The organism is Streptomyces composti, assembly GCF_012034205.1.
Classification (GTDB): Bacteria; Actinomycetota; Actinomycetes; order Streptomycetales; family Streptomycetaceae; genus Streptomyces; species Streptomyces composti.
The window spans coordinates 20,777-44,485 of the sequence record NZ_JAATEM010000040.1; the positions used below are offsets into that span (position 1 = coordinate 20,777).

The window sequence follows — 23,709 nt, forward strand, 5'->3', positions numbered from 1 at the left end:
TCGAGTCCTGCGTGCCGTCAGGCATCGAACTCGTAGTCCAGGACGTACGAGGCGGAGTCGAGGGTCATCTCATTGACCTCAACAACTCGCTGATGGGCGTCGAAGGCTGTCCGGCACATCTTCAGAACAGGGCGCTCAGGGGACATGCCCAGCATGGCCGCTTCCTCAGCAGTGGGCAGCCGTCCGCGGATCTCCTCCCGGAAGCGAACCGGTCCATGCCCAAGGTCAGCGAGGCGAGCGTAGGTTCCTCCCGGCCCGGTGTCAGCCTGGGTGATCGCCGAACCTTCCACCAGAGCGTAGGGCAGGTACGAGGTGGCGAGCATGACCGGCCGGCCATCCAGGACGAAGCGCCTGGACCTGGCACAGGCGGTCTCGCCAGCGTCCAGGGCAAGCATCTCGGCAATGTGTGTTGGCGGAACGACCTCCTGCACGGACACCTGGTCGACTGTCAGGGGCCGGTCTTCGTCAGCCGACCAGATCGACTTCCCCGCGCCCCACTGGTCCTGTGCCAGACGCTGAATGCCGCGCCGCCGGATGGGGCGGAAAGCCTGAACGAACACCCCCGCGCCCTTCCGGGACTCCGCGAGTCCTTCGTTGGTGAGCGCGCGCAGTGCTCGCCGAGCCGTCATCACGGCGACGCCGTACTGCGGCGCAAGGGCGTTCTCCCCGGGCAGTCGATCACCGGGTCGGTAGTCCCCACGCTCGATCGCAGCCTTCAGCTCGTCAGCGATCTGGAGGTATCTGGGCTGCTCAGAGCCCTTTCCGCCTGCCATGTGTCTCCTAACTTCGCTAGCGATCCTAAGGGCTTCGATGCTCAACGTCAGCTACGGCTCGCGACTTACATAGCGAGGGAATTTCTCTATCGAAGTACTTGACATCGATAGCGAGGTCGCGCACCATCGTACTGCAACTTCGATATCGAAGTTGTCCAGGTAGTCGTCCGCCCTCCAGGGCGGCCGGGGTTGAGAGCACCACCGAACTCCCCCGGAGCCTGACGGCCGCGACGAACTGTGTGCACGTCGCAGCGCTGTGCGCTGTCTGTCCTGCGGGACGCCGGCCTTGTGCCGTGCGGCCCGGAGGGCGGAGAGAGCATCGCGACCCGCGTCCCCGCCACTCTGTTCTGTCCGTGAGGAGTTCAGATGTCTGCTTCAACCCTTGAGCGCACCGCTCGTCCCCGCCGCAGCCGGACCCGCTCCCGCACCGTCAACGCCCGCCCGGCGCTGGCTCTCTCCACCCTCCGGCCCCACCAGTACGACCTGCGTCCCGCCTGCGCGTCGCTGGTCTGCCCCGACTGCGAGACGTGGGTGCCGATCACCGGCCTTCAGACCAAGAAGCCCAAGGTCGTGCCGCACGACACCGGCCGCGCGGGCAAGGACGCGGCCGTCCGGTGCCGTCTGGGCAGCAACCGCCTCCTCCTCGTCGACGTCACGGTCCGGAAGTGGGAGGAGCACCTGACGGACGGCAACTCGGAGACCGTGCACCGCCGCCGGACCACCGTGCGGCGCAAGCCCAAGGTCGCGGTCGCCCCGGCCGTCAGCCAGATCGCCGCGCAGAAGCAGATGCCGGCGGCCGACGAGCCCGGCGATGGCCGGCCCCTGTGGCTGCTGCGCAAGGAACAGTGGGCAGCGACCGAGTCCGCGGTCCGCGACGCCGACACCCGCCGCGCGCAGCTGCCCGCCGGTGAAGCGCCGCTGGGTGCGCCGCAGGTGCCGCTCACGACGCTGCACCCCGAGGGCCGCTAGCTGACCCGCTCCGGACGAACGATCACGGTCCCGGCCACCCCTCTGCGGGATGGCCGGGGCCGTGAGCGCTCGTAGCGCCCTTTCCCCTGCTGGCCTGACTTCTTGGGAGGACTTCATGCCCGTGCCGACCGATCCCCGGACCCCGCAGCAGCGCATCGCTGACCAGCTGGCTGCCGCCCAGCGACAGCTGACGCAAGAGGGTCTGTCCCGGTCGCAGCGCCGTGAGATCGCCGACCGTATCCACAACCTGAACGAGCAGGCACGCCGCTTCGGTGCCTGATGCAGCCTGCGCTGCCCGTCGGCCACCACGCTCTCCGGGGTGGTGGCCGGTGGAGTGCGCAGGACGCACTCACGCGACGAACCCCCAGGGATTGGCCCCCTGGGGGTTCGTCTTGCCGCAGGTCACTCTGATGGAAGGACTCGACCTACATGACCAGCATGACACTCCCAGCGCGTGCGGAGACCCGCCCGCCGCTGCCGATACGTCCGACCCCGCACGAGCGGGACGGCCGCCAGGGCGGCGCGGGCACGGGACGTCCACATCCGCAGCGGCACATGACAGCGGGCAGCAGCGCCGCCGACCTGGCACGTGTGGAGAAGGAGATCGGCCCCCGCCTCCCTGGCGCGATCTACCAGAACGTGGACGGGCGTTTCGAGGTCCTGGCTCTGGTCACCGACCCCGCCGACGCCGCGCAGCTGCTGCGCCGCGACAGTGCCCGGTGGGCGGTCGTCGTCCGCGACACCCTGCGCCCGGACGGCCAGCCGTTCGCCATCGGCTCGGTGTGGACGACGTCGGACTACCTGATCCGCCCCGCCAGGACCGCATACGCGCCTGCGGTCTGACGGCTCGCCACGGTCCCCCTCCCACCTCACCAGAGCGTTAGAGGTGGGAGCGGGGCCGTGGCTGGCCGTCCGGCCAGCCACGGTGACAGCCCCGGAAGGTCAGAGCTCCGGGGCTGTCCGGTCAACGGACCTGAACAGGAGATCCCCTTGACCACAGCGATCATGACACGACCTGCGGCCCGCACGACAGAGACCGCGGCCAACCCGGAATACGCCTGCGACCAGTGCGGCACCTTCCACACCGGCCCCTGCGCCACGGCGGCCCACCGCCAGCTCGGTGACCTCCTGGCCCGCATGGTCCGCGAGACCGATGCCCGCGTCCCGGCCGAGCGCCGGGCGCGGCGCACGCTGCAGGAGATGATGCCCGGCTACGAGCGGCAGCCTGTGCTCACTCTGCACCGGCCGGCGATGGCCGATGACGCCTGTCCGCTGTGCGGGCGGTGGAGCTGCACGGGCAGCGACTGCCCGCCCGGTGTGGCACCCGCGCCGAGCACCACGGTCGGGGACGGGCGTAAGGCGGTGACCGCATGATCACCCGCCTCACCGAAGAAGAGCAGAAGAAGCTCTCCGAGAAGGTCCGCGAGGTCAACAAGCAGTCGCAGCAGCGGCCCCGCTGACGAAACGGACCGGATGCCTCACCTCATACACGCGGCCCGAGCGGCGCAGCACCGCGCTGCCCGGGCCGCCCTCGCTCTCGGCCCCGGCCATCCCCTCGCCCGTCTGCTCCTGTCTGCCGCTGCCGTGACTGCCGCAGCGGCATGGGAGGCGGGATACCGCGTGGCCGACCTCCACCCCACCCGCCGGCACCACGAGAGACGGACAACGCGTGCCTGACGACCTGTACCAGCGCTACCAGGCAGCCGCCCGCGCCCACCAGGCGCACACCACCAGCTGCCCCCACTGCACCGGCACCGCCCGCTGCTCCGACGGCGAGCGGCTGTGGTCGGCGTTCGAGCGGCTGCAAGACGCCTACCTCGACCGCCAGCGCACCAAGCGCACCCGCTGAGCCATCCCCGCTCAAATCGCCCCCTCTGCGGAGAGCGTCGGGAGCTCACCCCTGCTCCGGCCATCCGGCCGCCACCACGTGAACAGCCCCGGGGATTGCGGCCCCGAGGCTGTCGTACGGACCTTCTGGGAGGCCCTGAATGAACCGCTCCATCGTACGCACCAGCTACGCCCCCGACGCCGACCTGCCCGTCAACACCAACTGGCGCGAGGACGGCGCCTGCACGCGGGAGGACCCCGAGCTGTTCTTCCCCATCGGCAACACCGGCCCGGCGCTCCTGCAGATCGAGGAGGCCAAGTCGGTGTGCCGCAGGTGCCCTGTGCTGGAGCGCTGCGCCTCCTGGGCGCTGGAGATGGGCGAGGCCCACGGCGTGTGGGGCGGCATGAGCGAGGACGACCGCCGCCGCATCAAGCGCCGCGCCGCCCGCACCCGCTCCAAGGCCGCCGATCCGGTCTGACGGCTGCCTGATCCGCCTGCACCGACCGCTGCACCACGGCGGCCGGGACGGGCGGTGAAGGGGAGCCGGACAGCCCGGACCGACAGCCAAGGGAGGACCCTATGGCCACGACGATGACCCCGCTCCAGCCCGGCACGGAAGCCGCCGCCCAGGCCGCCGCCTTCGCGATCTTCGGCAGCGACATCCCGCCGATCGACCCCGAGGACTACGACGGCAGCTGGCGCACCACCCTCCACGTCATCGCGGAGGAGTGGGTGGGCGAGGGCCGCTTCGAGCGGCATGCCGCCCGCACCGCGGCCGCGCTCAACGAGCTGTTCGCCACGCAGCGGCTGTACGGCGTCGGCTCGCCCGAGGCGCGCGCCGACGCCGCCAGGATCCAGCCGCTGATCGACCGGTGCCGCCACTTCGGCATCACCACCGCCGACCTTCGCCGGCACGGCGCGCAGTTCCCCGAGAGCTGACTTCGCGCCCGCCCGGCGGGAGCCGCACCCAGTTTCGAGCCCGCCCCCGTGACGCTTCGCGATACCGGCCGCCCACCCCTGTGCCGCCGACCTTTCCGTGCGCCCGGAGCGGGCAGAACCGGTGCCAGTTTCGCGATCAACCGACTGCACCGACCACGGCTTCGGGAACGCGCCGTCGCGTTTCGGGAGCAGCCGCCGCTGTTTCGCGCACACCCTGAACGACCCCCTCCGGAGGCCCCCCATGACGATCACCGACTGGCCGCACACCGCGGCTGACCCCGACCCCGAGACGGAAGCACCGGCCGCCGTTTCGGGAACGCCCACGCCGGTTTCGCAGACGCCCGGCACCGTTTCGGAGACGACGGCGTTCGTTTCGGAGACGGAAAGCGGAACCGGAACGAAGCCCTCCCCGGCGAAGCTGACCGGCACCCAGAAGTGGACGACCGGAGCGATCGTCATCGCCGCGCTCGCCCTCGCCGGCATCGGCCTGTACCTGTCCTTCGAACACGTCGCGGCCTTCGCCTTCAAGGAGCTCCGCTTCGGATCGCTGGGCAAGGGCCAGTTGTTCGCGGTCGGCGTCGACGTCGGCATCATGGTGATGATCGCGGTCGACCTGCTGATGGCCTGGCTCAAGCGCCCCATCAGCTGGATCCGCTACCCGGTGTGGCTGCTGACCGGCGCGACCGTCGTTCTTAACGCCGCGTCCGGCGCCCCGGAGGGCTCCTGGAAGCTGCTCGACTACGTCGCGGCCGGCGCCCACGGCGTCGTGCCGGTGCTCTTCATCACCGTGGTGGAGCTGGGCCGTGATGCCATCGACCGCGTTGTTCGCCCTGAGCAGGCCGAACGGGACTCCATCCCGTGGATGCGCTGGGTGCTCGCCCCCGTCGCAACCGCCCGGATCTTCCGCCGGATGCGGCTGTGGGGCGTCACCTCCTACCCGGAGATGATCCGCCGCGACCAGCAGCTCATCGCGTACGAGCAGTGGCTCAAGCGCAAGTACGACGGTGACATCACCAAGGCCAGCGAGGACGAGCTGCTGCCGATGAAGATGGCCCCCTACGGCTACACCGTCGACCAGGCCCTGGCCATGCCCGACGAGCAGGAGCAAGCAGCTCAGGAGCGTGCGGAGGAGGCCGAGCGCCGGCGCCTGGACGCGGAGACGCGCAGCGAGGTCGCCAAGGCGGAGTCCGAAGCCGAGCGGCTGCGCGCCAAGGGCAGGGTGGAGCTGGTCCAGGCGGAGATCGAAGGCCAGACCGGTCAGGCCCGCGCTCACGCTCGTGCCCAGGTCAGCGCCGCAGAGCGGGCCGCTGAGCTGGAGCAGCAGGCCCTCGACAGCGCTGTGATCGCCGAAGCCCGCGCCCGTGAGGCCGAGGCGGAGCGCAAGGAGGCCCAGGAGCGCAAGGCGGCGGCCGCCGCCGACCTGGAGAAGGCCGAGCTCGAGCGGAAGGCCGCTGAGCAGCGCAAGGCGGCGGCCGAGGCCGACAAGGTCGCGGCCGCGGAGGCCGGCGCGATCGAGACCGAGCGGATCGCGCAGGCACGCCGGGCGGCGGCCGCGGCGGACCTGGAGGCAGCCGAGCTGGAGCGCCAGGCGGCCCAGAAGCGGAAGGAAGCGGCGGAGGCCGACAAGGTCGCCGCGGCGGAGGCACAGGCGATCGAGACCCAGACCATCGCCGAAGCCCGCCAGGCCGCTGCCGAAGCCGACCGGCGTGCTGCCGAAACGGAGAAGGCCGCTGCCGAAGCGCGGCGCGCTGCTGCCGAAGCGGACCGCAAGAAGGCGGAGGAGGACCGCCGCCGGGAGGCCGCTCTCGCCGACATCGCGCGCGCCAAGAAGGAGGCCGCCGAAGCCGAGCGGGCCGCTGCCGAAACGCGGCGCGCCGCTGCCGAAATCGAGCGGCGCGCGGTCGAAGCCGAGGACGCCGCGAAGCTCAAGCCGCGCGAGCGCGCGGTCCGCAAGGTCGCCCGGATGATCCTCGCCGTCGGCGGCGACGCCGACCAGCTGCCGCTGGCCGACATCCAGCGCGAGCTGGCGGTCACCTCGCCCGGCACCGCCTCCGAGTACCGCCAGGAGGCCGTCGCGCTCCTCGCCGACGGCTACCGACCCCAGCAGTGACCTGCGTATTCACCGAAGTGAGGAGTTCGAGATGAGCACCCCGATGTACGCGGTCGGCGTGGTCTTCGCCCTGGTGGCCCTGGCCACCGTGCTGGCCACGCCGTTCCTGATCGTCCACTCCCGCAGTCCGTACGACCACGGCCCCGACTGCTGGTGGTGCCACCCTCGCCTGCTGCCGCGCAAGCGGCGCTGACCTGCACGAACTGCGGTTTCGACGGTTCCACCGGCCCCCGAGACGAAGCCAGCGCCTCGGGAGCGCGGTGAAGGCGCCGAAACGCCACCACAAAGCCTCCCAGATCGCCCCCGCCCCGAGAAGGAGAACCCACCTGATGGATATCAACGCCCTGTTCACGGATGAGGGTCTGCGGGCCTTCACCGCCACCGTCCGCGACCAGCACGTCCGTGACGCCCAGCAGTACGGGCAGATCGCGGACATCGTGCGCCGGCGCCTGGAACAGACGCCGATCGAGGGCGACCGCTGGATGGCCAAGAAGATCCGTGCCTGGAAGGTGTCGCGGCAGCTCAAGGCCATGCAGAAGGCGTCCGGCGAGGCCGCGAGCAAGGCGGAGGCCCTGTACGCGACCTACAAGAACGAGGTCCTGGAGCTCCCCCAGCGCAGGGCGGCGGCGGAGGCCCGGAAGCTGCAGCGCAAGCAGGGCAGGCAGGCCGCCCTGGGCGCTGCCGTCGCCAAGTCCCTGGACAAGACGGTGACCGCGCTCAATACCCCCACCGAGCAGGCCCCGGGCGCGGTCCCGCAGGCGCGGCCGGCGGAGTTCGTGACCCCGGACAACCCCTGGAACCAGTGGCCGATGGCGGCCGGTGGTGAGCGGCCGACCAGCACGATCAACGACTACTTCCCGAGGGGAGAAGGGCAGTGACGACGCCTCGGCAGGTGCAAAACCGCGCGAAGTTCTGGAACGCGCGGGTCGCGGAGGCCCAGAGCGACCAGGAGCGGGCCGGGGTCTGGTACGACGCGTGCCGGACCCTGGCCCGCCAGGCCGAACGCGACGGCAAGCCGAACCTGTGGGCGGCGCTCACCAAGACGCTGCACGACTTCTACAAGAACCACGGAGGGTGACGAAGTTCTTCTTCATCACCGCCTCCTCCTCGCCGCCTGGAGCACCCCAAGGCGCGCGCGTGTCGTGCGCGCGCGAGGGTGCCCCAGGCGGTGACCGTCTGTCAAGTTCGAGAGGGAGACGTCATGGCCGACGATGACGGCCCGAACAACCTGATCCACTTCCCCCGCGTGGGGTACACCGCCCCGGCCGAACCCCCCGCGGAACCCCCTGCTTCGGTCCCGGACGACGTACCGTTCGCCGCTCCCGCAGACGCCTCCCCGGCCACGCCCGAAGCGTTTGCACCCGCGACGCGAACCGATCCGATGGGTGTCATCGCGACCCTGCCCGAGCCCGGTCTCGGGACCCCGTTCGCCGCCGACTCGGAGCCCGCCGCAGCCCCCGCTGCTGCGCTCGCGACGGCGAGCACGACGGTTCCGGCGACCTTCCGTTCGGAGGGGGCGCAGCCCGCCGCGCCGCGCCTGGGGTCGCTGTCCCTGGCGGCGATCCTCGCGGTGTCCCTGGCAGCCATGCGCGGCATCCACTCCGCTGTCGCGGCGGGCCGGGCGAACCGGGAGCAGCGCGAAGCGGTCGCGAAGACCGCGAGCACCGCCAAGGACGGCTCCGGCGGGGGCGGTTCGAAGAAGCAGGTGCAGCCCAGCCACGAGTACGGCCGCAAGACGCTCCAGCGTGGTCCTGGCGGCCTGGGAGGCCGCTCCGGCGGCTCGGGTCCGGGCAGGTCCGGACGAGGCGGCAGCGGGCCGTACAGCGGCTCGGGTGGCCGGGGGCGCGGCGGGTCGACGACCAGGTCGCCCAGCGGCTCCGGCGGTGGTGGTGGCGGTCGCGGACGCGGTCCGGGCTCCGGCTCAGGTGGCGGCGGTCGCACTCGCTCGCCCAACAAGAACAGCTCCGGGATCACCCCGCTCAAGCGCACCTCGCAGGGCGGCGGCGTGAACCTGAAGAAGAACCGCGGTCCCGGATCGTCCGGCGGCTCGGGCGGCTCCGGCGGTGGCAAGGGACCGGGCAACAGCGGCGGCGGAGGCGGAAGGAAGCACCGCGGCCCCGGCAGCGGCGGCGGCTCCGGCTCCTCCGGCGGTGGTTCCACCACCAACCGCAAGCGCGGGCCCGGCAGCACCGGGTCCGGGGCCGGCGGTTCGTCCGGCGGTCTGAGCAAGAAGCGCGGACCGGGTTCCGGGACGGGGACCGGCAAGGGAACGGGGACTGGCCCCAAGAGCGGCACGAAGAAGTCGCCGCGCGGTACGACCGGCCCGTCCGGGATCCTGCGCAAGAAGCCCGGCACCACCACCTCCGGCACCGGTCCGAAGACCATGCCGAAGGGGAAGGGCAGCAGCGGCGCGGGCACCACGGCGCCTGGCAGCAAGCGCGGCGGGAAGAAGAGCAAGACCCGCCCCGGCAAGGGCGGGACGATCCCGGCTCCGGTGCCCACGGCGCCGGGCGGGAAGTCCCGCAAGGGCAAGAAGGTCAAGCTCACGCCGGGGATCGCGCACGGCACGATGGCGGCGTCGGACACGTATGGCTGCCGCTGCCGCAAGTGCCGCCGCTTCGACCGCGAGTACGGCAAGAAGATGGACGCGGCCCGTAAGGCCGCCGCACGGGGCCGGACCACCTTCGGCGAGGCCGTGCACGAGACCGCGAGTAAGCGGCTCAAGCGCCGCCGCAAGAAGATGAGCGCTCCCGTCATCACCAAGGTCAAGGTCAAGAAGCCGAAGAAGACCGGGCCGAAGACCAAGACGACCAAGCCCGCCGGTCCCGCCGTGAAGGCGCCGGTCGGTCCGGCCGCGAAGGCACCGGTCCGCCGCACGCCCTGGTCCACGGCCAAGGACCGGGCCCGCAAGCGCGCCCGGATGCGTACCACCACAGTTCCTGGGCCCCGCCCGGCACCGCCGACCGGTACGGCCACACCGCCCCTGCCGCCGGCGTCCGCACCGGGCCCGGCCGCTTCGGTCGCCGGGGTCACCACCGCTCCGGCCCCGCCGGGCGGCGGCACAGTGCCCGGCACCGGTACGCCGCGCCTGTCGCCGTTCGAGGCGATGGGCATGGCGACGGCGGTGTCCGCTCCGGCTGGTCCGGTCACGGTCGAGCGGGCCGACTCCCCCGGGTCCGGCCCGGCCATGTCCGGCGCAGGTCTTCCCGCCGGCACCTCGAGCACGAGCACGAAGGAGAACAGCGTGAGTGACGCCTGGCTGACGAAGTGGGGCAGCGGCAGCATCGCGGACATGGACGCCCAGCACGAGACCGAGGTCACCCTCGACGACACGCTCGACGTCCTGGAGGAGCTCACCGAGCAGTCGTTCAAGGCGCACGAGACCTGCCGCAAGCTCTCCGAGAAGGCGCGGCAGATCCGGCACGAGCTGGACGACCTCGCCGCCGACCTGCGCTCCACGCACAACGTCATCGGCCGCATGACCGGCGCGGCGATGGCCAAGCTCGCGGAGTCCATGGAGCTGCTGGCCCGCAAGGCCGACGAGATGTCCACCAAGTCCCTGGCGGCGGCGGAGCTCTCCGAGAGCGCGGAGAACGCGATGTTCGACGCCTACCGGCCCCTGCAGCAGGCCACCGAGGACGCGGGCCTGGCCGTGCCCGCCGCCCGCATCCACAACGAGAACTGAGAGGAGATCACGTGAGCGACAACCTCCCCGCCATCCCGGGCATGAACACCGGCGGCGCCAGCACCGGCAACGGCTTCCTCGCCCTGGCCGGCCGGACTGCCCAGCTCGCGGCCTCCGCCCTCTTCCTCAAGGAGGGCATGCACCTGCTCCGCTCCCACATGCAGGCCAACGCCACCGCGGCCATGCGGCTGTCGGAGATGTGCGGCCAGGCCGAAGTCGAACCCCGGTTCACCTCGATGATCGAGGACACCTCCGCCGCCCTCACCGCTGTCGCGGAGGCGTCCGGGGAAATGGTGAACGCCGCCGACGCCGTCGACACCGACGCCCGCGGCTTCAACCAGGCCCACGAGAGGGAGTACCGCCCCGGCTACGAAGCCTCCAACGGCTCCGGCGTGCGCCAGGCCAAGCCCGGCTTCTACCGGCGTACCGGCCGCCGCTGACCAACCCCACTCCGCAGCAGCAGGGGCCCGGGCCCGCACACCGGGCTCGGGCCCCCGCTGCTCCCTGTCCCTGAACGGAGGCTGTGTTGAGCACCATCGACCAGGCGGCGCCGGCCGCCGACACCCTCAAGCGCGTCCCGGGCCACGTCATCTACCGGCGCGTCCTGGCCGAACGCACTTCCTACGCCCTCGCGGCGGCCGGGATGGCCATCGGCCCGCAGCTGGACGACAGCGCCTGGTCCTACCTCGCCTCCGGCGGGCTCGGCCTGGGCACGCTCGCCTGGCTGTACGCCAAGACCAAGGACCCCGACCAGGGCCTGAGCCTCCTCACTCGGGCGCAGCGGGCGATCCCGTTCCTGACGGCCGCCGGCACCTACGTGGCGAACCTGATCACCCCCGGCTTCAACTGGTGGGAGGTCGTCGCCCCGGCCGCGTGGGCGTCCCTGATGGGCTGGATGGCGCCGCTCACCCGCAGCGCCGGCCTGGTCCTGGAGCTCACCGAGCACCAGGCGCCGCACGGCGCCGGTCCCGGTGAGCCGCTGACCTACACCGAGTTCCTCGCAGCGAAGTGGCAGCAGGCCACCGGCGACGCCACCCGGCTGGTGTCCATCACCCCGTACCGAGCCGACCGGCCCGACTTCGAGGCCGTCGTCGTCGCCCAGGCCGGGAAGGCGGTGCCCACCTTCACCGAAGTACAGCTCGCCGCCGCGTTCGACTTCCCGGTCGGCACCGTGAAGATCCGCCCGATCCAGGGCTCCGGTCCCGGCCGGATGCGGCTGATCGCCCGCCCCACCACCGAGGACACCGAGGCCACCGCCGAAGGCCTGCGCGGCCTGTGGGAGTCGGCCGTGTCCGCGCCCGGCGGCGCCGCCCCGGGCGTCGACCTGCTCGACTACCGGATCGAGGACCACCGCATCGTGCTGCTGGTCGCCTCCCCGCCGGGCAAGGAGATCCGCCTGCCGCACACGGCGATCTGCTCCGCCTTCGGCATCGACGACCCATCCCGGCTGGTCATCGAGACCGACGGCATCCGGCAGGGCGTCGTCTCCGTCTACAAGACGAACCCGCTGATGAAGGTCCGCAAGGCCACCGTCGACGACCTGGTGATGGACGCCAAGGGCCGCATCACCATCGGCGTCTGCCACGACGGCAAGCCCGCCCGGATGCGGCTGTGGGACCCGGGCCAGGGCGCGCTGCGCGGCATCACCGCCGGCGTCACCGGCGCGGGCAAGAGTGTGCTGCAGAACCTGATCCTCGCCGCGGAGAAGCGCTCCGGCGTCGTCTCCTGGGTCGGCGACGTCCAGGGCGGCATGTCCCTGCCGGAGGCGGAGGGCCGGGTCGACTGGTTCGCCAAGGGCCCGGTGGAGACGCTGCTGATGCTCACGGCCGCGCACGCGGTCATGAAGTACCGCGAGCGGATCTCCAACGAGATGAAGCGCGGCGACTTCGCCCTGAACCGGCCGTGGCCGCTGCTCAACATCACGCTGGATGAGATCAACCGCCTGCTGTCCCACCCGGACGAAGCGATGCGCAAGGCCACCGCCTACCTCATCGCCGACATCCAGAAGACGGGCCGCAAGGTCGGCATCGGCATCCGGCTCGCCGTCCAGTCCCTGCACCTCAAAGACCTGGGCGACGACGACGCGATCCGCCAGCAGGGCAAGGTTGGCGCGCTGTTCCTCATGCGCACCGCCTCCTCCTCCACCAAGGAGATGGGCCTGGACGGCATCGCCCCGGCCGGTTTCCAGATGGAGAACATCCCCGCCCGGATCTACGAGAACGGGCAGATCGAGGCGCTGTTCTCCGGCAAGGACGACGAGGACGGCGAGTCCACCGCGGGCATGGCGTACATGTTCCTCGACGGGCGGGCGAAGTTCATGCGCACGTTCTTCGCGGAGAAGAAGGACGGCGTCTATCCCGACCTGATCGCCCTGTACGGCGAGGACCCGCCCACCGGCCTCACCGCGGGCGAGGCCAAAGCCGCGGAGGCCGGCGCCGCCCTCTACGCCGTGCGGCACACCAACCCGTACGCCGACTGCGACACCCTCGCCCAGGCGATGGCCCGCACCCCCGACGGTGAGCCGATGGCCGCACCGTCGGCCCCGGACGGCGCTCCCGGCAGCGGCGGTGAGGCGCCCGCCCCGGCCGCCGCGACCGAGGCGCCGTTCGGCATCCCGTTCGGCGACAGCGCCGATCCCGGCGAGGAGCCCGGCCTCCAGGACCAGATCTACGAGCTGCTCGCCGACGGACCCAAGAGCCTCAAGGAGCTGCGCGAGGCGCTGCCCGGCTTCCAGCCCTCCAGCGTCAGCAACGCCTGCTCCCAGCTCAAGGCGAAGGGCCTGGCCAAGACGATCAAGCGCGGCGTCTGGCAGCGCACCGACGCCTGACCCACCCACCCATCCATCACGCTCACCGAAGGACACCGATACCTGTGGCCCTGTCGATCTCCCTGGTGCTGCTGCTCGGCATCATCGTCGTCATCCTCGTGCGAACCGGCTACCAGCGGATCATGCCGGGCATCGCTGTGCTGCTGTTCGGCTTCTTCCTCGCCAACACCGGCATCGCTCCGACGATCACCGGCGCTGTTTCCTCCCTCACGGGATGGATCAGCTCCCTGTGACCACCCCTGGCTCCAACCCGCCCAGCGAAACGGAGAACCTGACGATGACCCAGCGCCCCCTGGCCCTCGTGGTCGACGACGCCGCCGACGTTCTCGCGGCCAGCCCCGAGGCCCGCGCCCTGGTGCACGAGCTGCTGCTCATCGGCCGCCGCAACGGCGTCCGGGTCTCCTTCGAGTCCCGCCGGCCGCTGCCGTTCTGGCAGTACCCGACCGTTGAGGCCCTCGAGGAAGCCACCCGCCCGCCGCAGTAACCGGCCTCCGCCCCCCGCCCCTTGCGCCCTCCCCGCCACCACGGCGGGGAGGGCGCTCCCGCATCTGCCCGAACGGAGAACACCGTGGAGTTCGAGAACACCACCCGCCCCCCGCTGTCCGAGTCCGAAGCCGCTGCCGAAGCCAAGCGGATCATCCAAGAGGCGTACCGGCCCGAGACGCCCGTGCGGCACATCCCGACGTCGTTCCGCGACGACACCCCGCTGCCCGCGTACGGCGACACCCCGCCCGTCCATCAGGACGACAAGCGGATCGTGCCCGCCTGGGCGGCCGGGATCGCCGTGGCCTCCATCGGCGTCGGCGCCGGCATCACCGGCATCGGCTGCGGAGCCTGGCTCGTGCTCCAGGGCCTGGCCTCCGTCACGCTCTACGGCGTGCTGATGGTGACCCTCCCCTTCGCGGGCGTCGCCATGGTCGCCACCGCGATCGGCGGCGCGATCAACAAGGCCCGCAACGCCGTCACCAAGAACGTGTACGAGGGCCCGGTCGTCCAGAACACGCAGATCAACAACACCAGCAACCAGCGCGGGATGTTCTCCCGCACCCGCAACGACGTCCGCTGACTCCGGGCGCCCTGCCTCGTATCCGATTCCTCGCCCTCGGGCCGGGGCTTCGGGTGCGGGACAGGCCGTCCGGCCTGGCGGTCACTCGTAGTCGATCCAGATGCGGCCGTGCTCATCGACCTCGGCACCTCGGATCTGCCCGTCCACGATCGCGCCGTTGATGACCACCTCGACGTCGTAGTCCACGTCGATCCACAGCACGCCGTCGTCGTCCGTAAACGCGGGCCAGATCTGCCCGTCCGTGTCCACGACCTCATCGAAGACGACTTCCTCCGGCTCATCGCGGGTGAACCACCCCATCGCAGCCGCCTCCCTTCTCTCCAGGCCCCGTCGCTCACAGCTTGGCCCACTCGCACGCTCCGTGAACACCGCATCGACAACAAGGAGTTGCCCCGTGCAGCCCAACGACAACACCGGCAAGAACCGCCAGGAGCTCACCTACCTGCCCGTGCCCTTCCCGAAGGCGCCGCCCAAGGAGCCGCGGTTCGCCGCGCTGCGCACGTGGTGGAACCAGGCGTGGGAAGAGGGCGGCGTCCTGAACGCGATGTGGGAGGACATCCTCAGCGCCCCCGAGGACGGCCTGCGGTACATGGCCCCCTGGATCCGTGCGGTCCTCACGGTGGCCGGCCTCTCCTTCGTCTTGCTGATGGCCCAGGCCGCTGGCGAAGTCATCCTCCAGACGCTCCGCCAGCTGCTCACCGCCGTGCCGAAGGTGCAGGTCGGTGTCGACACCTCCAGCGGCGTGTTCGCCGTCGTCGACCAGCCGGTGCGCACATACATCGCGCAGCACGCCGTCGGCCTTCCCGTCGCGGCCTCCACCGTCTACACGCTGTGGCTGCTCACCGGCATCGTCGGCCTGGTCCTCGGCTTCCTGTCGCGGAACAACGGTGTGCGCGCGATGTGGGCCGGGCACGGCGCGGCCACCGTGTGGATGGTCTGGACGGCCACCCCGGACACCAGCCGCCCCGTCACCGCCGCGCTGACCGTCCTCGCCTGGACGTTCCTGTCCGCGTTCGCGATGCGCGGCCTGACCCTGCGCCGCCGCGTCGTCGGGCGCCCGGCGAAGGTCACCGTCAAGCCCGAGATCCACGTCCCGGTGCAGCCCCCGGCCCCGGCCGCTGAGCAGCACCCGCACAGCAGCTGCCCGTTCCGGGACTGACTTCCGGTCGCTCCGCCTGGTCCTCGCCCACCCCGACGCGGGTGGGCGAGGGCTGGACAGGCCGACCGGCCGCCTCGCAGCGCGCCCGCCGACGAACCACTGGCGGGCGCGCTGCTTGCTGTCCACCGACATCTGGAGGAACCGCTCGTGCTCATCCCCCGCCCGCGCCGCCGGATCGGCCGGCCCCGCCCGCAGCGACCCGGCCCCCGCTACCCGCACCGCCCCCAGCAGCTGCCCGGCGCCTGGAGCAGGTGATGCCCCGCCCCCGGAAGAGGCGCCGCCGCGAGGTGAAGCGGGTGCCGCGCAGCACCGCGACCTTGCCGGAGTACGACCGCAGCGCCGTTCCCGAGGGCCTGGTCACGCGCAGGCAGTTACGGGCGCTGAACCTCAGCCCCGGCGGGCACGGGCCGGTGGCGGTGCTGCGCTGCAAGGCGTGCGCCTACCGGCCCGACCAGGCGTGCATCCATCCCACCCGGGCCTGGCTCTACAGCGTGGAACTGGCCCGGCCGAAGCGGACACCGACGCTCGCGCAGGAATGGGCGCTGGACCGGGCGATGGCGGCGAGGTCCACCTGTCCCCGGTGCAAGCGCCGGTACTACTTCTGCCTCCCGCTGCGCACCCAGGGCTGCTGCGACCCGTGCCACAAGGGCTATGAGCCCAGCCCCGACACCTACATGGCCTCCCCGGCCCCGGCCGGCCACCGGCTGGCCGCCTGATCAACGACCCTCCCGAAGGAGAAGCCACCTCATGGCACTGAGTCTGTTCACCCGCCGCCCCGCCGTACAGGACCCGGCGACCTGGACGCCGCCGGGCACGATCGTCGTCCAGCGCTACCGCAACATCGTCGGCCCGGCCGAAGGCGCAGTCGTCCTCGTCTACACCGCCGACAACGACCGCCACAGTGCGTACTTCGCCACTGCCTGCCTCGGCTGCACCTACCGCGCCGCCAGCAGCGACCGGCTGTCGCGGCTGACGGAGAAGGCCGCCGCCGACCTCGCCAACGCTCATGCGGCCAGCTGCCGTGCGATGAACTGCGGCGTCCCGGCCGCACCCGACGACACCGAGGCCGCTCAGATGGTGCGCTCCCGGCTGTGGAGCCTGCGCCCGCACCGCACCACCAGCCGCCACTACGTCCACCTCACCGACTTCCACGCGGACCGCGTCGACCTCCAGCGCGACGACGACTTCATCAAGCAGACGATGGTCCAGCTCACCCAGAGCGAGCCGCACTTCCTCACGTCCCAGCCCAACTCAAGCGGCACCGGGACCGAGTTCCTGGTCCAGCCGCACCCGCCCCGGAAGTGACGTGGTGCGCGCCCGAACCGCCCTGCTGCTCGCGGCCGCCGTACCGCTCACGGTCACGGCGGTCGCCGTCGCACTCAAGGCCGGCGCCTGGGAGCTGACCGCATCCCGGCACGCCATCCGGCTCTCCCCCAAGCCCCGTCCGGGCTGCCCGGACTGCAAGGGAGAGGGCGGCTGGTGGTCCGAGGGCCCCTGCCCGGGCGGCGAGATGTGCTGGTGCTGGGACCGCCCCGTGCGGACCCTCCGACTCCTGCCCGTCCGTGACCGCTGGCCGGACGAACCGCCTTTCTGATCTCCGATGCACCGAAGTCACCCCGGGCGGCCCACACATCGCGCGGGCCGCCCCTTCATGTTCAGCAAGGAGAACCCCGCTCATGACGACCGTCACGGTCCCCGCCTCTACCGTCGACAAGAACCTGGACAGCGCCTGCTCATCCGTCGTCAACGAGATCGGACGCACGGACAGCAAGTCCTCCTTACTGCTTGCCTTCAACGGCGCTGTGCTCGCTGGCCTCGCGTCCGTCGCCGACAAGAACCTGCCGACCGCGACGAAGGTCTTCGGCGCCCTCGCCGTCCTCGCCCTGGGCGCGGCCGCCGTGCTGCTGCTTCTGGTCGTGAGGCCCCGACTGCGCGGCGACGACAAGGCGTCCTTCCCGTACTGGGCACGCCTGGACGAAGACGAGATCCGCGGCTGCATGGACGGCGACACCCGAGCCGCCCGCATCCGGGTCCTATCCACCCTCGCCGTACGGAAGTTCACCCACCTGCGGCGCGCGGTCGACCTGTCGCTCGCCGCCCTGGTCCTGCTCGCGCTGGCCGCCGCCGGACTCGCGCTGTGACGGCGGCCGTGACCCGCACGCGCCTGGAGCGCGTCCGCGCCTCGGTCGGCATCGCCTCACTGGCTCTCCAGCAGATCGAGGACGACCTCAGCGCCGACGACGTCGACCAGGCGGAACTTGCCGCGATCCTGCGCGAGCTCATCGAGGACACCGACCCGCCCGGCGGCTTCATCCCGGCCCTGGCGCAGCTGGTCACCACCGCCGCGAAGCGAGCCGAGCAGATCGAGCCCGACCGCGACGGTGACGCTTCCTGCCCCCTGCACGAAGCCGCCGACCTGATCACCGACAACGCCGGGCAACGCCTCATCTGGGCTGCCCGAGCCCTCCACCCACAAGGAGACACCTGAGATGGCGAGCACGAAGGCAATGAACCCGCCCCGGGGGCAGTGCAAGCAGTGCTGGTACCACGCGTACGCCAGCCGTGAGGCGCACGCCGGGCTCGGTCCGCGTGAGGACTGCCCGCAGTGCGTGGACCACATGGTCAACGGCCACCCCGATCACATGATCGTCCGCTGACGCCCGCTGAGCGAAGCCGCCGACCTGCTCACCGACAACGCCGGGCAGCCCTCATCTGGGCTGCCCGCGCCCCTCAAACCGCAAGGAGAATCCACATGACCGCGCTGATCTACCCGCAGATGCCCGAGCACAGCCTGGTGGTCCTCATCGGCCCCGCCGGCGCCGGGAAGTCCACACTCGCGAGCACCTGGCCCGCCTCTCAGGTCCTGTCCCTGGACGCGCTGCGTGAGGTGGTCAGTGACGACGCGGGCGACCAGGACGCGACCGGAGACGCGGTCGCCGCCCTGCACCTGCTCATGGAGGCCCGGATGCGCAGGCGCCTGTTCACGGTCGTCGACGCAACCAACGTCACCAGGGAAGCCAGGGAGCCGCTGGTCGCCACCGCCAAGCGGCACAACATGCTCCCCATCGCGGTCATGGTCGCCACGCCCGGCACGACGTGCGTGGAGCGGCAGGGCTCGCGGCCGGCCAACCGTGCGGTGCCGGAGGACACGGTCATCCAGCAGCGCAAGGACATGGTCAACTCGCACCGGACCCTCAAGGCTGAGGGCTTCCTCGAGGTCGTCTTCTCCGACAGCCTCTACCGGCTGCTGCCGTACCTGGAGCGCCTGAGCGGGACCCGGCAAGCCGACCTCGGGCTGGACGACAGTGACGGCCTCGGTGATCTGCTGCTCGTACGCCGCACCTTCGGCCCGGAGATCCTGCCGTTGTGGCAGTGGAAGCCCGGCTCGAACGTCGCCGGCGGCGACCGCGTTGCGGAGATCCGCCTCGGTCAGCAGTACCTCACGCTCGCCCTGCGCACAGACGTCGACGGCGAGGGCGACATCGGGTTCGACGTCATGGTGCCGTGCCCGTACGACGACGAGTGCACCGGCTACGCCTGGGCGCCCGCCGACAGCGTCACCGGCCTGTACCGGGCGCTGAACGGCGACCTGGACGACAGCGAGGACATCGTCTGCACCGTCCACGGCGGCCCCGACGACGTCGACCAGGAGGCCGACGACCAGGACGACGACCCCGAGGGCCGCGCGGACCTTCAAGCGCAGTACGCGGACGCGGTCCGCGCGTGAGTCGTGCCGCCGACGCTTCGCCGAACAACCAGAACCCGCCGCGACCCGGCCGCACCGGGCGCCCGCAGTTACCCGGGAAGGACACCCACGCATGAGCATCACGATCACGAACACGTACGGCGCCCCGCACAACGTCAGCGAGACCAACCCGGCCCACGTCACGAGCTGCGACTACTACCGGCTGCCCCTCGTCGGCACCATCGCCCCCGGAAACCCCGGCTACGAGGACATGGTCGAGATGCTGCGGGACAACGGCCACAACACCCGCCCCGAGGGGTACGGGCTGATCTTCCTGGAGTCCGAGGAGTTCAGCGCGACGTACTTTGGATCGATCGAGCAGATCGAGCAGTACAAGCGCGAGAACGTCGACGGCAAGGCGACCTTCGACGCCTCGCAGGGCGTCCTGTACGCCCAGTGGCCCCACGGCAAGGGCTGGGACGACTTCATCCCCCGCGTCTTCTGGAACCAGGCACAGCGCGGCGCGATCGCGGACGGCGTCGGCCTGGTCACCGCCTTCGCGCACACCGAGATCCCGGGCGCTGAGGTCATCGTCTTCGAGTTCGAAGGCACGTGGAGTCCCGGCGGCAAGTCGGAGCAGCTGGTCACCTACCACTGCACCGGCTGCCACATGGACACGTTCCACGACTGCGGGCACGTCCACGAGAACACCGGCCCCGACAGCCGCCGCTGGGCCGCCCGCCAGGCCCGCCAGCACATCATCAGCGCCCACCGGCACGGCGTCGGCGACACCAACAGCGCCTGCCGCCCCAACAACGGCGAGATGCTGCGCGTCGTGAACGCGGTCGCCCGCGAAATGTGGGGCACCACGGGCAACGCCCTTCCGGAAACCGACGACGCGTACTGCGCCACCAAGGGCCCCTGCTCGATCATCCGCGAGCTCCGTGCCGGAGTCCGCCCGCCCGTCTACCGCGCCTGACGGACGCTCCGTGCCGCCCCGGTCTCCCTGTTCGACGGAGGCCGGGGCGGTCGCGGTGGTCCCTCACCACCGAGTAGACGAGAGGAGCTGGACGTCATGCGCCTGCGGATGTACGAGGTCGACGTCCCCATACACGACAGCACCGACCCGGACCGGCACGGCGTGCACGTCTTCACCGGCGTCGCCGACTCGCCGGCCGCGGCCCTGCGCCGCGCGCATGAGGTGTACGACGCCGCCCTCGCCGCGCACAGGGCCGGACTCGAGATCCCCAGCAGGCAGCCGGACAGCTGGACGGCGCGCGGGCTTCGGCCCGGCTGGCAGATGGAGTGGCCCGCCGCGAAGGCCGGCCTCTGGCACAACCCCGTCAGCTGGACCAGCCGCAGCGACTTCGCGCTGTAGCTACGCCCCGGGACGGACGACAAGGCGTCCAAACCAACCGTCCGTCCCGGGCCCATCCCATCCCGCACAAGACGAGAGGGAGATCCTCAGTATGGACTTCGTCCTACGCGTTCAGGGCCGGATCGGCCAGCGCACCCTCCTTTTGACCAACGGCTGGCGGGCTGGCCGCCCGGGCACGGCGGTGTGGGGGCGAGCCGCATGAGCCTGGCCACCCTGCCCGAAGGCGACTGGATCCGCGGCATCACGATCCGCCAGCCCTGGGCGACCTGCATCCTCGCCGGGAAGAACCCGGAGAACAGGCCCGTGCACTGGCCGTGGCAAGGCTGCGTCCTCATCCACGCCGGAAAGAAGAAGCCGGAGCCCGCCGTGCTGCGCGACCCGCTGGTCGCCACCGCGATCCGCGGCCGCGAACTGCACCTCGGTGCGGTCATCGGCGTCGCCCGCCTCACCGGCTGTCACCTGGACCAGGGCCCCGAGAAGTGCACCAGCCCCTGGGCGGAGCGCGGCGCGCACCACCTGGTCCTCGCCGACGTCCAGGAGCTCGCCCTGCCCGTGCCCGCCACGGGCGCGCTTCCGGCCTGGAAGCCGAAGCCGGACCTGCTGACGCAGGTGTTCCAGCAGCTGCCCGACTTCCGGCCGTGACCCGCCCGCGAGGCAAGCGGCCCCTGTTCGAGCCGGGCCTGGTCCCGACTCCCGGCGCTCTCCTCGAATGGCGCGACAGTCAGCACTTCGACCGCTGGCAGGACCGCCCCTGCGTGCTGTGCGACAAGCCCACGCCCATGCGCTCCCACTACGGGGAGCCCGTGCACAAGGCGTGCGCTGAGGACTGGATCGCCGCGAACCCCGTTGAGGCCCGCCTCGGCAGGTTCGCCTCCGACGTCCAGTCCAAACGCCGGCGCGACGACGACCACGCCTGACCCCTCCACCTGGAGGCCCCCTTGAGCAGCACCAATCGCGACGTCGACCACGCCCTCGCCTACCCCGAGCCGCCCGCTCATCCGCTGTGGCACCGCCACGGCGCGAAGGCCCGGCCGCTCACGCCCGCCCAGCAGAAGCGCAACCGCGAGCTGCTGGACATCGCGCAGCGCAAGCCCCGCACCAGGGCCGCGTAGGAGGGCGCCGGTCATGTTCACCGACATGAAAGAGGCCCTCGCAGCCGAGGACCTCGAACTCACCGCACTGGACAGCGCCCAGAACGCTGCCGCGGCCCTGGTGGTCGCCCACCACGCCCGCGACAAGGACGACCTCGCCGACCTGCTGGGCGCGCTCGGTCTGCCCTGCAACGAGGACGACCTCGTCACTCTGCTCCCCCACTTCACCACCCCCGACACCCCGACGACCGGAGAGACGATGCCCGCCGAAACCGTCAACGCCTTCACCGCCACCGCCGTCTCCATGCTGAACAACGGCGACAGCCCCGAACATGTTCGCAGCACGCTCGGTCTGTCGGAGGACGAACTCGCCGACGCCCTCCAGCACGCCAAAATCGCCGAAGCCGCCCAGAACGCCGGACTGCCCGCCACCGACGCGGACACGGAGGACAACACCGGCACCCCGGAGACGGCCGCCGCGGCGCCCGACAGCACGATGGACGCCGACGGGATCGAGGCCCTGCTCGCGTGGGCGGAGAGCCATCCCGCCGCCAGCATCCGCAACCGGGCCGCCCGCGTTCGCAGTGATCTCACCGAGCTGACCGAGCGCCGCGCCACCGACGCCGCCCAGCGGGAGGCAGAGCAGCGCGTCGCGAAGGCCAAGGCCGAACTCGAGGCCGCGCAGGCGCAGCTGCGTGCGGTGAAGGCCGGCGGCCGTCCCGCTACGGCCGCCCAGGACGTCACGCCCCTGGCTCCCGCCCCGGCCCCAGCGGGCCAGACCGGCAAGCGCAGCAAGGAGGAGCTGGCCGCGATCCGCACGTGGGCGCGCGCCAACGGCTACCAGGTCGCTGACAAGGGCAACCCGGCCAAGGCCGTCCTGGACGCCTACGACGCCGCCCACCGCACCAACGCTCTGGCGGAGGCGAGCTGATGGACGCCATACCGCTCGCGCTGGACGGCTACCTGGCCGCCGAACCCGAACCCGGCGACCGTGAAGGCACCGTCTCCTGGCGGCTGAACTGCTCCGCCGGTACCGACCACCTGATGGAAGAAGCGGTCATTCCCTGCACCACCATGGAGCCGGAAATCGCACACGCCATGCTCACCGAGCGGCAGCCCGGCGACCTGCTACGCGTCATCGGCCACCTCACGCTCCCGGACACCGCCGACGGGGTCATCCGGCTGCACGCCGAAAGCCTTGAAGTGCTCTGGGAAGCGCCGCTGCTGGACGCGGATGGGGATGACGCAGACACCGCGACCGCAACAGACGCGGACCGCAACAGTGCCATCGCGGCTCTCGCCGAAGCCCTCACCGGCTTCGGACAGGCCGCCCCCGGCCCCGGGCAGAGCATCCGCATCCACATCAGCCCGACCGAGGCCCTCGGTTCGGGCCTGGAGCACTGCCACAGCTTCGACATCACCCCGGACATAGCCCACCGGCTCGCCGACTACATCGACGCCATGAGCTGCTACCTGGACAGCGAACGCCCCGACGGCGTCGTCCTGGACCCGGAGACCATCGCGGACCTGACCGAGCTGTTCGAGGACATCGACCTGATCGGCCTCACCAACGCGGTCCTCAACGCGACCCGGCCCGAGCACCGGCCCGCCGTCACCCGCGCGATGGACGACATGTTCGGCGATGTCCCCGCGCCCGAGGACACCGACCCGTGACCGCCAGCCACATCCGAAGGGAAGCGACCTTGAAGCCCACCAAGCCCCAGCGCACCGTCCTCGAGCGGTTCCCCGCCGGAGGCCCCCGCGGCTCCTGGCCGGCGGAAGAATACGCCGCCGCCCAGCGCGCCCAGGGCACGGACGCCCAGGTCGTGATGGACCTGGCAACGGACCAGTTCCTCGTGGTCACCGACGCCCCCTAACCACCTCAACCCCGAGCGCCGTGCCCCGCCCCACCAGCAGGGCACGGCGCTCCCTGCGTCCCCACAGGAGAGCCATGGCCAGCATCACCATCCACGTGGAACCCCGGCACGCCGACAACACCACCTGCGACCACAAGGTGAAGCCCTCGGGCAAGCCGCGCGACCCCGCCTCCGGCTGCACCGGCCGCACCGCGTACGCCGTCGTCTGCTCCGAGCACGGCGACGTCGGCACGCCCCACCACGTCAAGCAGCTCGCCGAGCCCGCGGCCACCGAGCACCGCCAGGAGCACCGCGCCGCCCTCGCCACGCGCTGACCCCGTGC

36 protein-coding genes are annotated in these 23,709 nt (G+C 71.5%); 34 read left to right on the forward strand and 2 right to left on the reverse strand.

The genetic code is table 11. From position 1 onward, the window contains the following. Positions 1-17: 17 nt before the first annotated feature. Positions 18-773, reverse strand: coding sequence for a GntR family transcriptional regulator (locus HCJ93_RS26480; protein WP_031066187.1), 756 nt, complete (start codon positions 771-773; stop codon positions 18-20). 366 nt (positions 774-1,139) lie between these two features. Between HCJ93_RS26480 and HCJ93_RS26485 the strand changes: the two genes are divergently transcribed. The 17 genes from HCJ93_RS26485 (at position 1,140) to HCJ93_RS26565 (ending at position 14,197) form a co-directional block, all read left to right on the forward strand. Then, entirely contained in the window at positions 1,140-1,742 is a 603-nt protein-coding gene (locus tag HCJ93_RS26485) for a hypothetical protein (protein WP_167998347.1), read from the forward strand. Between the two features lie 121 nt (positions 1,743-1,863). Continuing rightward, positions 1,864-2,022 (forward strand): hypothetical protein, encoded by a 159-nt coding sequence (locus tag HCJ93_RS26490; protein WP_167998330.1) that lies wholly within the window; start codon positions 1,864-1,866, stop codon positions 2,020-2,022. A gap of 149 nt (positions 2,023-2,171) precedes the next feature. Next, entirely contained in the window at positions 2,172-2,585 is a 414-nt protein-coding gene (locus HCJ93_RS26495; RefSeq protein ID WP_240967887.1) for a hypothetical protein, read from the forward strand. A 147-nt stretch (positions 2,586-2,732) separates the two neighbouring features. Beyond that, positions 2,733-3,116: a hypothetical protein gene (locus tag HCJ93_RS29735; protein WP_240967888.1), complete on the forward strand. Its 384-nt coding sequence runs from the start codon at positions 2,733-2,735 to the stop codon at positions 3,114-3,116. 295 nt (positions 3,117-3,411) lie between these two features. Next, positions 3,412-3,591 (forward strand): hypothetical protein, encoded by a 180-nt coding sequence (locus tag HCJ93_RS26505; protein ID WP_167998348.1) that lies wholly within the window; start codon positions 3,412-3,414, stop codon positions 3,589-3,591. A gap of 139 nt (positions 3,592-3,730) precedes the next feature. Next, entirely contained in the window at positions 3,731-4,048 is a 318-nt protein-coding gene (locus tag HCJ93_RS26510) for a WhiB family transcriptional regulator (RefSeq protein WP_167998349.1), read from the forward strand. Between the two features lie 101 nt (positions 4,049-4,149). Further along, complete coding sequence (locus HCJ93_RS26515) at positions 4,150-4,509, forward strand: hypothetical protein (RefSeq protein WP_240967890.1); 360 nt, start codon at positions 4,150-4,152, stop codon at positions 4,507-4,509. A gap of 241 nt (positions 4,510-4,750) precedes the next feature. Continuing rightward, positions 4,751-6,619, forward strand: coding sequence for a DUF2637 domain-containing protein (locus HCJ93_RS26520; protein ID WP_167998350.1), 1,869 nt, complete (start codon positions 4,751-4,753; stop codon positions 6,617-6,619). A gap of 31 nt (positions 6,620-6,650) precedes the next feature. Next, a complete protein-coding gene (locus HCJ93_RS26525; protein ID WP_167998351.1) occupies positions 6,651-6,812 on the forward strand; it encodes a hypothetical protein in 162 nt (53 codons plus the stop codon). Positions 6,813-6,948: 136 nt separating this feature from the next. After that, positions 6,949-7,497, forward strand: a complete 549-nt coding sequence (locus HCJ93_RS26530; protein WP_167998352.1) for a TraA-like protein — start codon at positions 6,949-6,951, stop codon at positions 7,495-7,497. After that, positions 7,494-7,697: a hypothetical protein gene (locus HCJ93_RS26535; protein ID WP_167998353.1), complete on the forward strand. Its 204-nt coding sequence runs from the start codon at positions 7,494-7,496 to the stop codon at positions 7,695-7,697. The genes HCJ93_RS26530 and HCJ93_RS26535 overlap by 4 nt, the downstream gene beginning before the upstream one ends. A gap of 123 nt (positions 7,698-7,820) precedes the next feature. Further along, the gene (locus HCJ93_RS26540; protein ID WP_167998354.1) at positions 7,821-10,304 is read left to right on the forward strand and encodes a hypothetical protein; all 2,484 of its coding nucleotides are present in this window, start codon (positions 7,821-7,823) and stop codon (positions 10,302-10,304) included. Positions 10,305-10,315: 11 nt separating this feature from the next. Continuing rightward, positions 10,316-10,744 (forward strand): conjugal transfer protein TraB, encoded by a 429-nt coding sequence (locus HCJ93_RS26545; RefSeq protein ID WP_167998355.1) that lies wholly within the window; start codon positions 10,316-10,318, stop codon positions 10,742-10,744. Positions 10,745-10,830: 86 nt separating this feature from the next. Beyond that, positions 10,831-13,131 (forward strand): winged helix-turn-helix domain-containing protein, encoded by a 2,301-nt coding sequence (locus HCJ93_RS26550; protein ID WP_167998356.1) that lies wholly within the window; start codon positions 10,831-10,833, stop codon positions 13,129-13,131. Positions 13,132-13,175: 44 nt separating this feature from the next. Then, positions 13,176-13,364 (forward strand): hypothetical protein, encoded by a 189-nt coding sequence (locus HCJ93_RS26555; RefSeq protein ID WP_167998357.1) that lies wholly within the window; start codon positions 13,176-13,178, stop codon positions 13,362-13,364. A 44-nt stretch (positions 13,365-13,408) separates the two neighbouring features. Continuing rightward, on the forward strand, positions 13,409-13,615 hold the full coding sequence (locus HCJ93_RS26560) for a hypothetical protein (RefSeq protein WP_167998358.1): 207 nt from the start codon (positions 13,409-13,411) through the stop codon (positions 13,613-13,615). Between the two features lie 84 nt (positions 13,616-13,699). After that, the gene (locus HCJ93_RS26565) at positions 13,700-14,197 is read left to right on the forward strand and encodes a hypothetical protein (protein WP_167998359.1); all 498 of its coding nucleotides are present in this window, start codon (positions 13,700-13,702) and stop codon (positions 14,195-14,197) included. Positions 14,198-14,278: 81 nt separating this feature from the next. Here the strand turns inward: HCJ93_RS26565 and HCJ93_RS26570 are convergent, their stop codons facing one another. Further along, positions 14,279-14,497 carry a hypothetical protein gene (locus HCJ93_RS26570; RefSeq protein ID WP_167998360.1) on the reverse strand — a complete coding sequence of 73 codons (219 nt, stop codon included), beginning with the start codon at positions 14,495-14,497 and terminating at the stop codon, positions 14,279-14,281. 94 nt (positions 14,498-14,591) lie between these two features. Here HCJ93_RS26570 and HCJ93_RS26575 point away from each other — a divergent pair, with 94 nt between their 5' ends. The 17 genes from HCJ93_RS26575 (at position 14,592) to HCJ93_RS26655 (ending at position 23,701) form a co-directional block, all read left to right on the forward strand. Then, positions 14,592-15,356, forward strand: coding sequence for a hypothetical protein (locus HCJ93_RS26575; RefSeq protein ID WP_167998361.1), 765 nt, complete (start codon positions 14,592-14,594; stop codon positions 15,354-15,356). A gap of 296 nt (positions 15,357-15,652) precedes the next feature. Continuing rightward, entirely contained in the window at positions 15,653-16,072 is a 420-nt protein-coding gene (locus tag HCJ93_RS26580; protein WP_309141511.1) for an RRQRL motif-containing zinc-binding protein, read from the forward strand. A gap of 31 nt (positions 16,073-16,103) precedes the next feature. Continuing rightward, entirely contained in the window at positions 16,104-16,661 is a 558-nt protein-coding gene (locus HCJ93_RS26585) for a hypothetical protein (RefSeq protein WP_167998363.1), read from the forward strand. A gap of 1 nt (position 16,662) precedes the next feature. Beyond that, positions 16,663-16,950, forward strand: a complete 288-nt coding sequence (locus HCJ93_RS26590; protein ID WP_309141512.1) for a hypothetical protein — start codon at positions 16,663-16,665, stop codon at positions 16,948-16,950. A gap of 82 nt (positions 16,951-17,032) precedes the next feature. Further along, on the forward strand, positions 17,033-17,497 hold the full coding sequence (locus HCJ93_RS26595) for a Pycsar system effector family protein (protein WP_167998364.1): 465 nt from the start codon (positions 17,033-17,035) through the stop codon (positions 17,495-17,497). An 8-nt stretch (positions 17,498-17,505) separates the two neighbouring features. Further along, positions 17,506-17,844: a hypothetical protein gene (locus HCJ93_RS26600; protein WP_309141513.1), complete on the forward strand. Its 339-nt coding sequence runs from the start codon at positions 17,506-17,508 to the stop codon at positions 17,842-17,844. Position 17,845: 1 nt separating this feature from the next. Continuing rightward, positions 17,846-18,013, forward strand: a complete 168-nt coding sequence (locus HCJ93_RS26605; RefSeq protein ID WP_167998365.1) for a pRL2-8 — start codon at positions 17,846-17,848, stop codon at positions 18,011-18,013. Between the two features lie 95 nt (positions 18,014-18,108). Beyond that, on the forward strand, positions 18,109-19,083 hold the full coding sequence (locus tag HCJ93_RS26610; RefSeq protein ID WP_167998366.1) for an ATP-binding protein: 975 nt from the start codon (positions 18,109-18,111) through the stop codon (positions 19,081-19,083). 91 nt (positions 19,084-19,174) lie between these two features. Further along, entirely contained in the window at positions 19,175-20,020 is an 846-nt protein-coding gene (locus HCJ93_RS26615; protein WP_167998367.1) for a hypothetical protein, read from the forward strand. 96 nt (positions 20,021-20,116) lie between these two features. After that, positions 20,117-20,419 carry a hypothetical protein gene (locus tag HCJ93_RS26620; RefSeq protein ID WP_167998368.1) on the forward strand — a complete coding sequence of 101 codons (303 nt, stop codon included), beginning with the start codon at positions 20,117-20,119 and terminating at the stop codon, positions 20,417-20,419. Positions 20,420-20,617: 198 nt separating this feature from the next. Further along, entirely contained in the window at positions 20,618-21,061 is a 444-nt protein-coding gene (locus tag HCJ93_RS26625; protein WP_167998369.1) for an ASCH domain-containing protein, read from the forward strand. Continuing rightward, positions 21,058-21,336 carry a hypothetical protein gene (locus tag HCJ93_RS26630; RefSeq protein WP_167998370.1) on the forward strand — a complete coding sequence of 93 codons (279 nt, stop codon included), beginning with the start codon at positions 21,058-21,060 and terminating at the stop codon, positions 21,334-21,336. The genes HCJ93_RS26625 and HCJ93_RS26630 overlap by 4 nt, the downstream gene beginning before the upstream one ends. A 21-nt stretch (positions 21,337-21,357) precedes the next feature. Next, positions 21,358-21,531: a hypothetical protein gene (locus tag HCJ93_RS26635; protein ID WP_167998371.1), complete on the forward strand. Its 174-nt coding sequence runs from the start codon at positions 21,358-21,360 to the stop codon at positions 21,529-21,531. A gap of 13 nt (positions 21,532-21,544) precedes the next feature. Beyond that, positions 21,545-22,441, forward strand: a complete 897-nt coding sequence (locus tag HCJ93_RS26640) for an Lsr2 family DNA-binding protein (protein ID WP_167998372.1) — start codon at positions 21,545-21,547, stop codon at positions 22,439-22,441. Beyond that, entirely contained in the window at positions 22,441-23,184 is a 744-nt protein-coding gene (locus tag HCJ93_RS26645) for a hypothetical protein (RefSeq protein ID WP_206317992.1), read from the forward strand. Before HCJ93_RS26640 ends, HCJ93_RS26645 begins: the two co-directional genes overlap by 1 nt. A gap of 29 nt (positions 23,185-23,213) precedes the next feature. After that, a complete protein-coding gene (locus HCJ93_RS26650; RefSeq protein ID WP_167998373.1) occupies positions 23,214-23,387 on the forward strand; it encodes a DUF8839 family protein in 174 nt (57 codons plus the stop codon). 74 nt (positions 23,388-23,461) lie between these two features. Then, complete coding sequence (locus HCJ93_RS26655; RefSeq protein WP_167998374.1) at positions 23,462-23,701, forward strand: hypothetical protein; 240 nt, start codon at positions 23,462-23,464, stop codon at positions 23,699-23,701. The last annotated feature ends 8 nt before the right edge of the window (positions 23,702-23,709 follow it).

What these genes read in the sequence shown, in the direction of transcription:
- HCJ93_RS26480 (WP_031066187.1), bottom strand. Translation starts at nt 773, where the DNA reads ATGGCAGGCGGAAAGGGCTCTGAGCAGCCCAGATACCTCCAGATCGCT.
- HCJ93_RS26485 (WP_167998347.1), top strand. Translation starts at nt 1,140, where the DNA reads ATGTCTGCTTCAACCCTTGAGCGCACCGCTCGTCCCCGCCGCAGCCGG.
- HCJ93_RS26495 (WP_240967887.1), top strand. Translation starts at nt 2,172, where the DNA reads ATGACCAGCATGACACTCCCAGCGCGTGCGGAGACCCGCCCGCCGCTG.
- HCJ93_RS26510 (WP_167998349.1), top strand. Translation starts at nt 3,731, where the DNA reads ATGAACCGCTCCATCGTACGCACCAGCTACGCCCCCGACGCCGACCTG.
- HCJ93_RS26515 (WP_240967890.1), top strand. Translation starts at nt 4,150, where the DNA reads ATGGCCACGACGATGACCCCGCTCCAGCCCGGCACGGAAGCCGCCGCC.
- HCJ93_RS26520 (WP_167998350.1), top strand. Translation starts at nt 4,751, where the DNA reads ATGACGATCACCGACTGGCCGCACACCGCGGCTGACCCCGACCCCGAG.
- HCJ93_RS26525 (WP_167998351.1), top strand. Translation starts at nt 6,651, where the DNA reads ATGAGCACCCCGATGTACGCGGTCGGCGTGGTCTTCGCCCTGGTGGCC.
- HCJ93_RS26530 (WP_167998352.1), top strand. Translation starts at nt 6,949, where the DNA reads ATGGATATCAACGCCCTGTTCACGGATGAGGGTCTGCGGGCCTTCACC.
- HCJ93_RS26540 (WP_167998354.1), top strand. Translation starts at nt 7,821, where the DNA reads ATGGCCGACGATGACGGCCCGAACAACCTGATCCACTTCCCCCGCGTG.
- HCJ93_RS26560 (WP_167998358.1), top strand. Translation starts at nt 13,409, where the DNA reads ATGACCCAGCGCCCCCTGGCCCTCGTGGTCGACGACGCCGCCGACGTT.
- HCJ93_RS26570 (WP_167998360.1), bottom strand. Translation starts at nt 14,497, where the DNA reads ATGGGGTGGTTCACCCGCGATGAGCCGGAGGAAGTCGTCTTCGATGAG.
- HCJ93_RS26585 (WP_167998363.1), top strand. Translation starts at nt 16,104, where the DNA reads ATGGCACTGAGTCTGTTCACCCGCCGCCCCGCCGTACAGGACCCGGCG.
- HCJ93_RS26595 (WP_167998364.1), top strand. Translation starts at nt 17,033, where the DNA reads ATGACGACCGTCACGGTCCCCGCCTCTACCGTCGACAAGAACCTGGAC.
- HCJ93_RS26605 (WP_167998365.1), top strand. Translation starts at nt 17,846, where the DNA reads ATGGCGAGCACGAAGGCAATGAACCCGCCCCGGGGGCAGTGCAAGCAG.
- HCJ93_RS26610 (WP_167998366.1), top strand. Translation starts at nt 18,109, where the DNA reads ATGACCGCGCTGATCTACCCGCAGATGCCCGAGCACAGCCTGGTGGTC.
- HCJ93_RS26615 (WP_167998367.1), top strand. Translation starts at nt 19,175, where the DNA reads ATGAGCATCACGATCACGAACACGTACGGCGCCCCGCACAACGTCAGC.
- HCJ93_RS26620 (WP_167998368.1), top strand. Translation starts at nt 20,117, where the DNA reads ATGCGCCTGCGGATGTACGAGGTCGACGTCCCCATACACGACAGCACC.
- HCJ93_RS26625 (WP_167998369.1), top strand. Translation starts at nt 20,618, where the DNA reads ATGAGCCTGGCCACCCTGCCCGAAGGCGACTGGATCCGCGGCATCACG.
- HCJ93_RS26640 (WP_167998372.1), top strand. Translation starts at nt 21,545, where the DNA reads ATGTTCACCGACATGAAAGAGGCCCTCGCAGCCGAGGACCTCGAACTC.
- HCJ93_RS26645 (WP_206317992.1), top strand. Translation starts at nt 22,441, where the DNA reads ATGGACGCCATACCGCTCGCGCTGGACGGCTACCTGGCCGCCGAACCC.
- HCJ93_RS26655 (WP_167998374.1), top strand. Translation starts at nt 23,462, where the DNA reads ATGGCCAGCATCACCATCCACGTGGAACCCCGGCACGCCGACAACACC.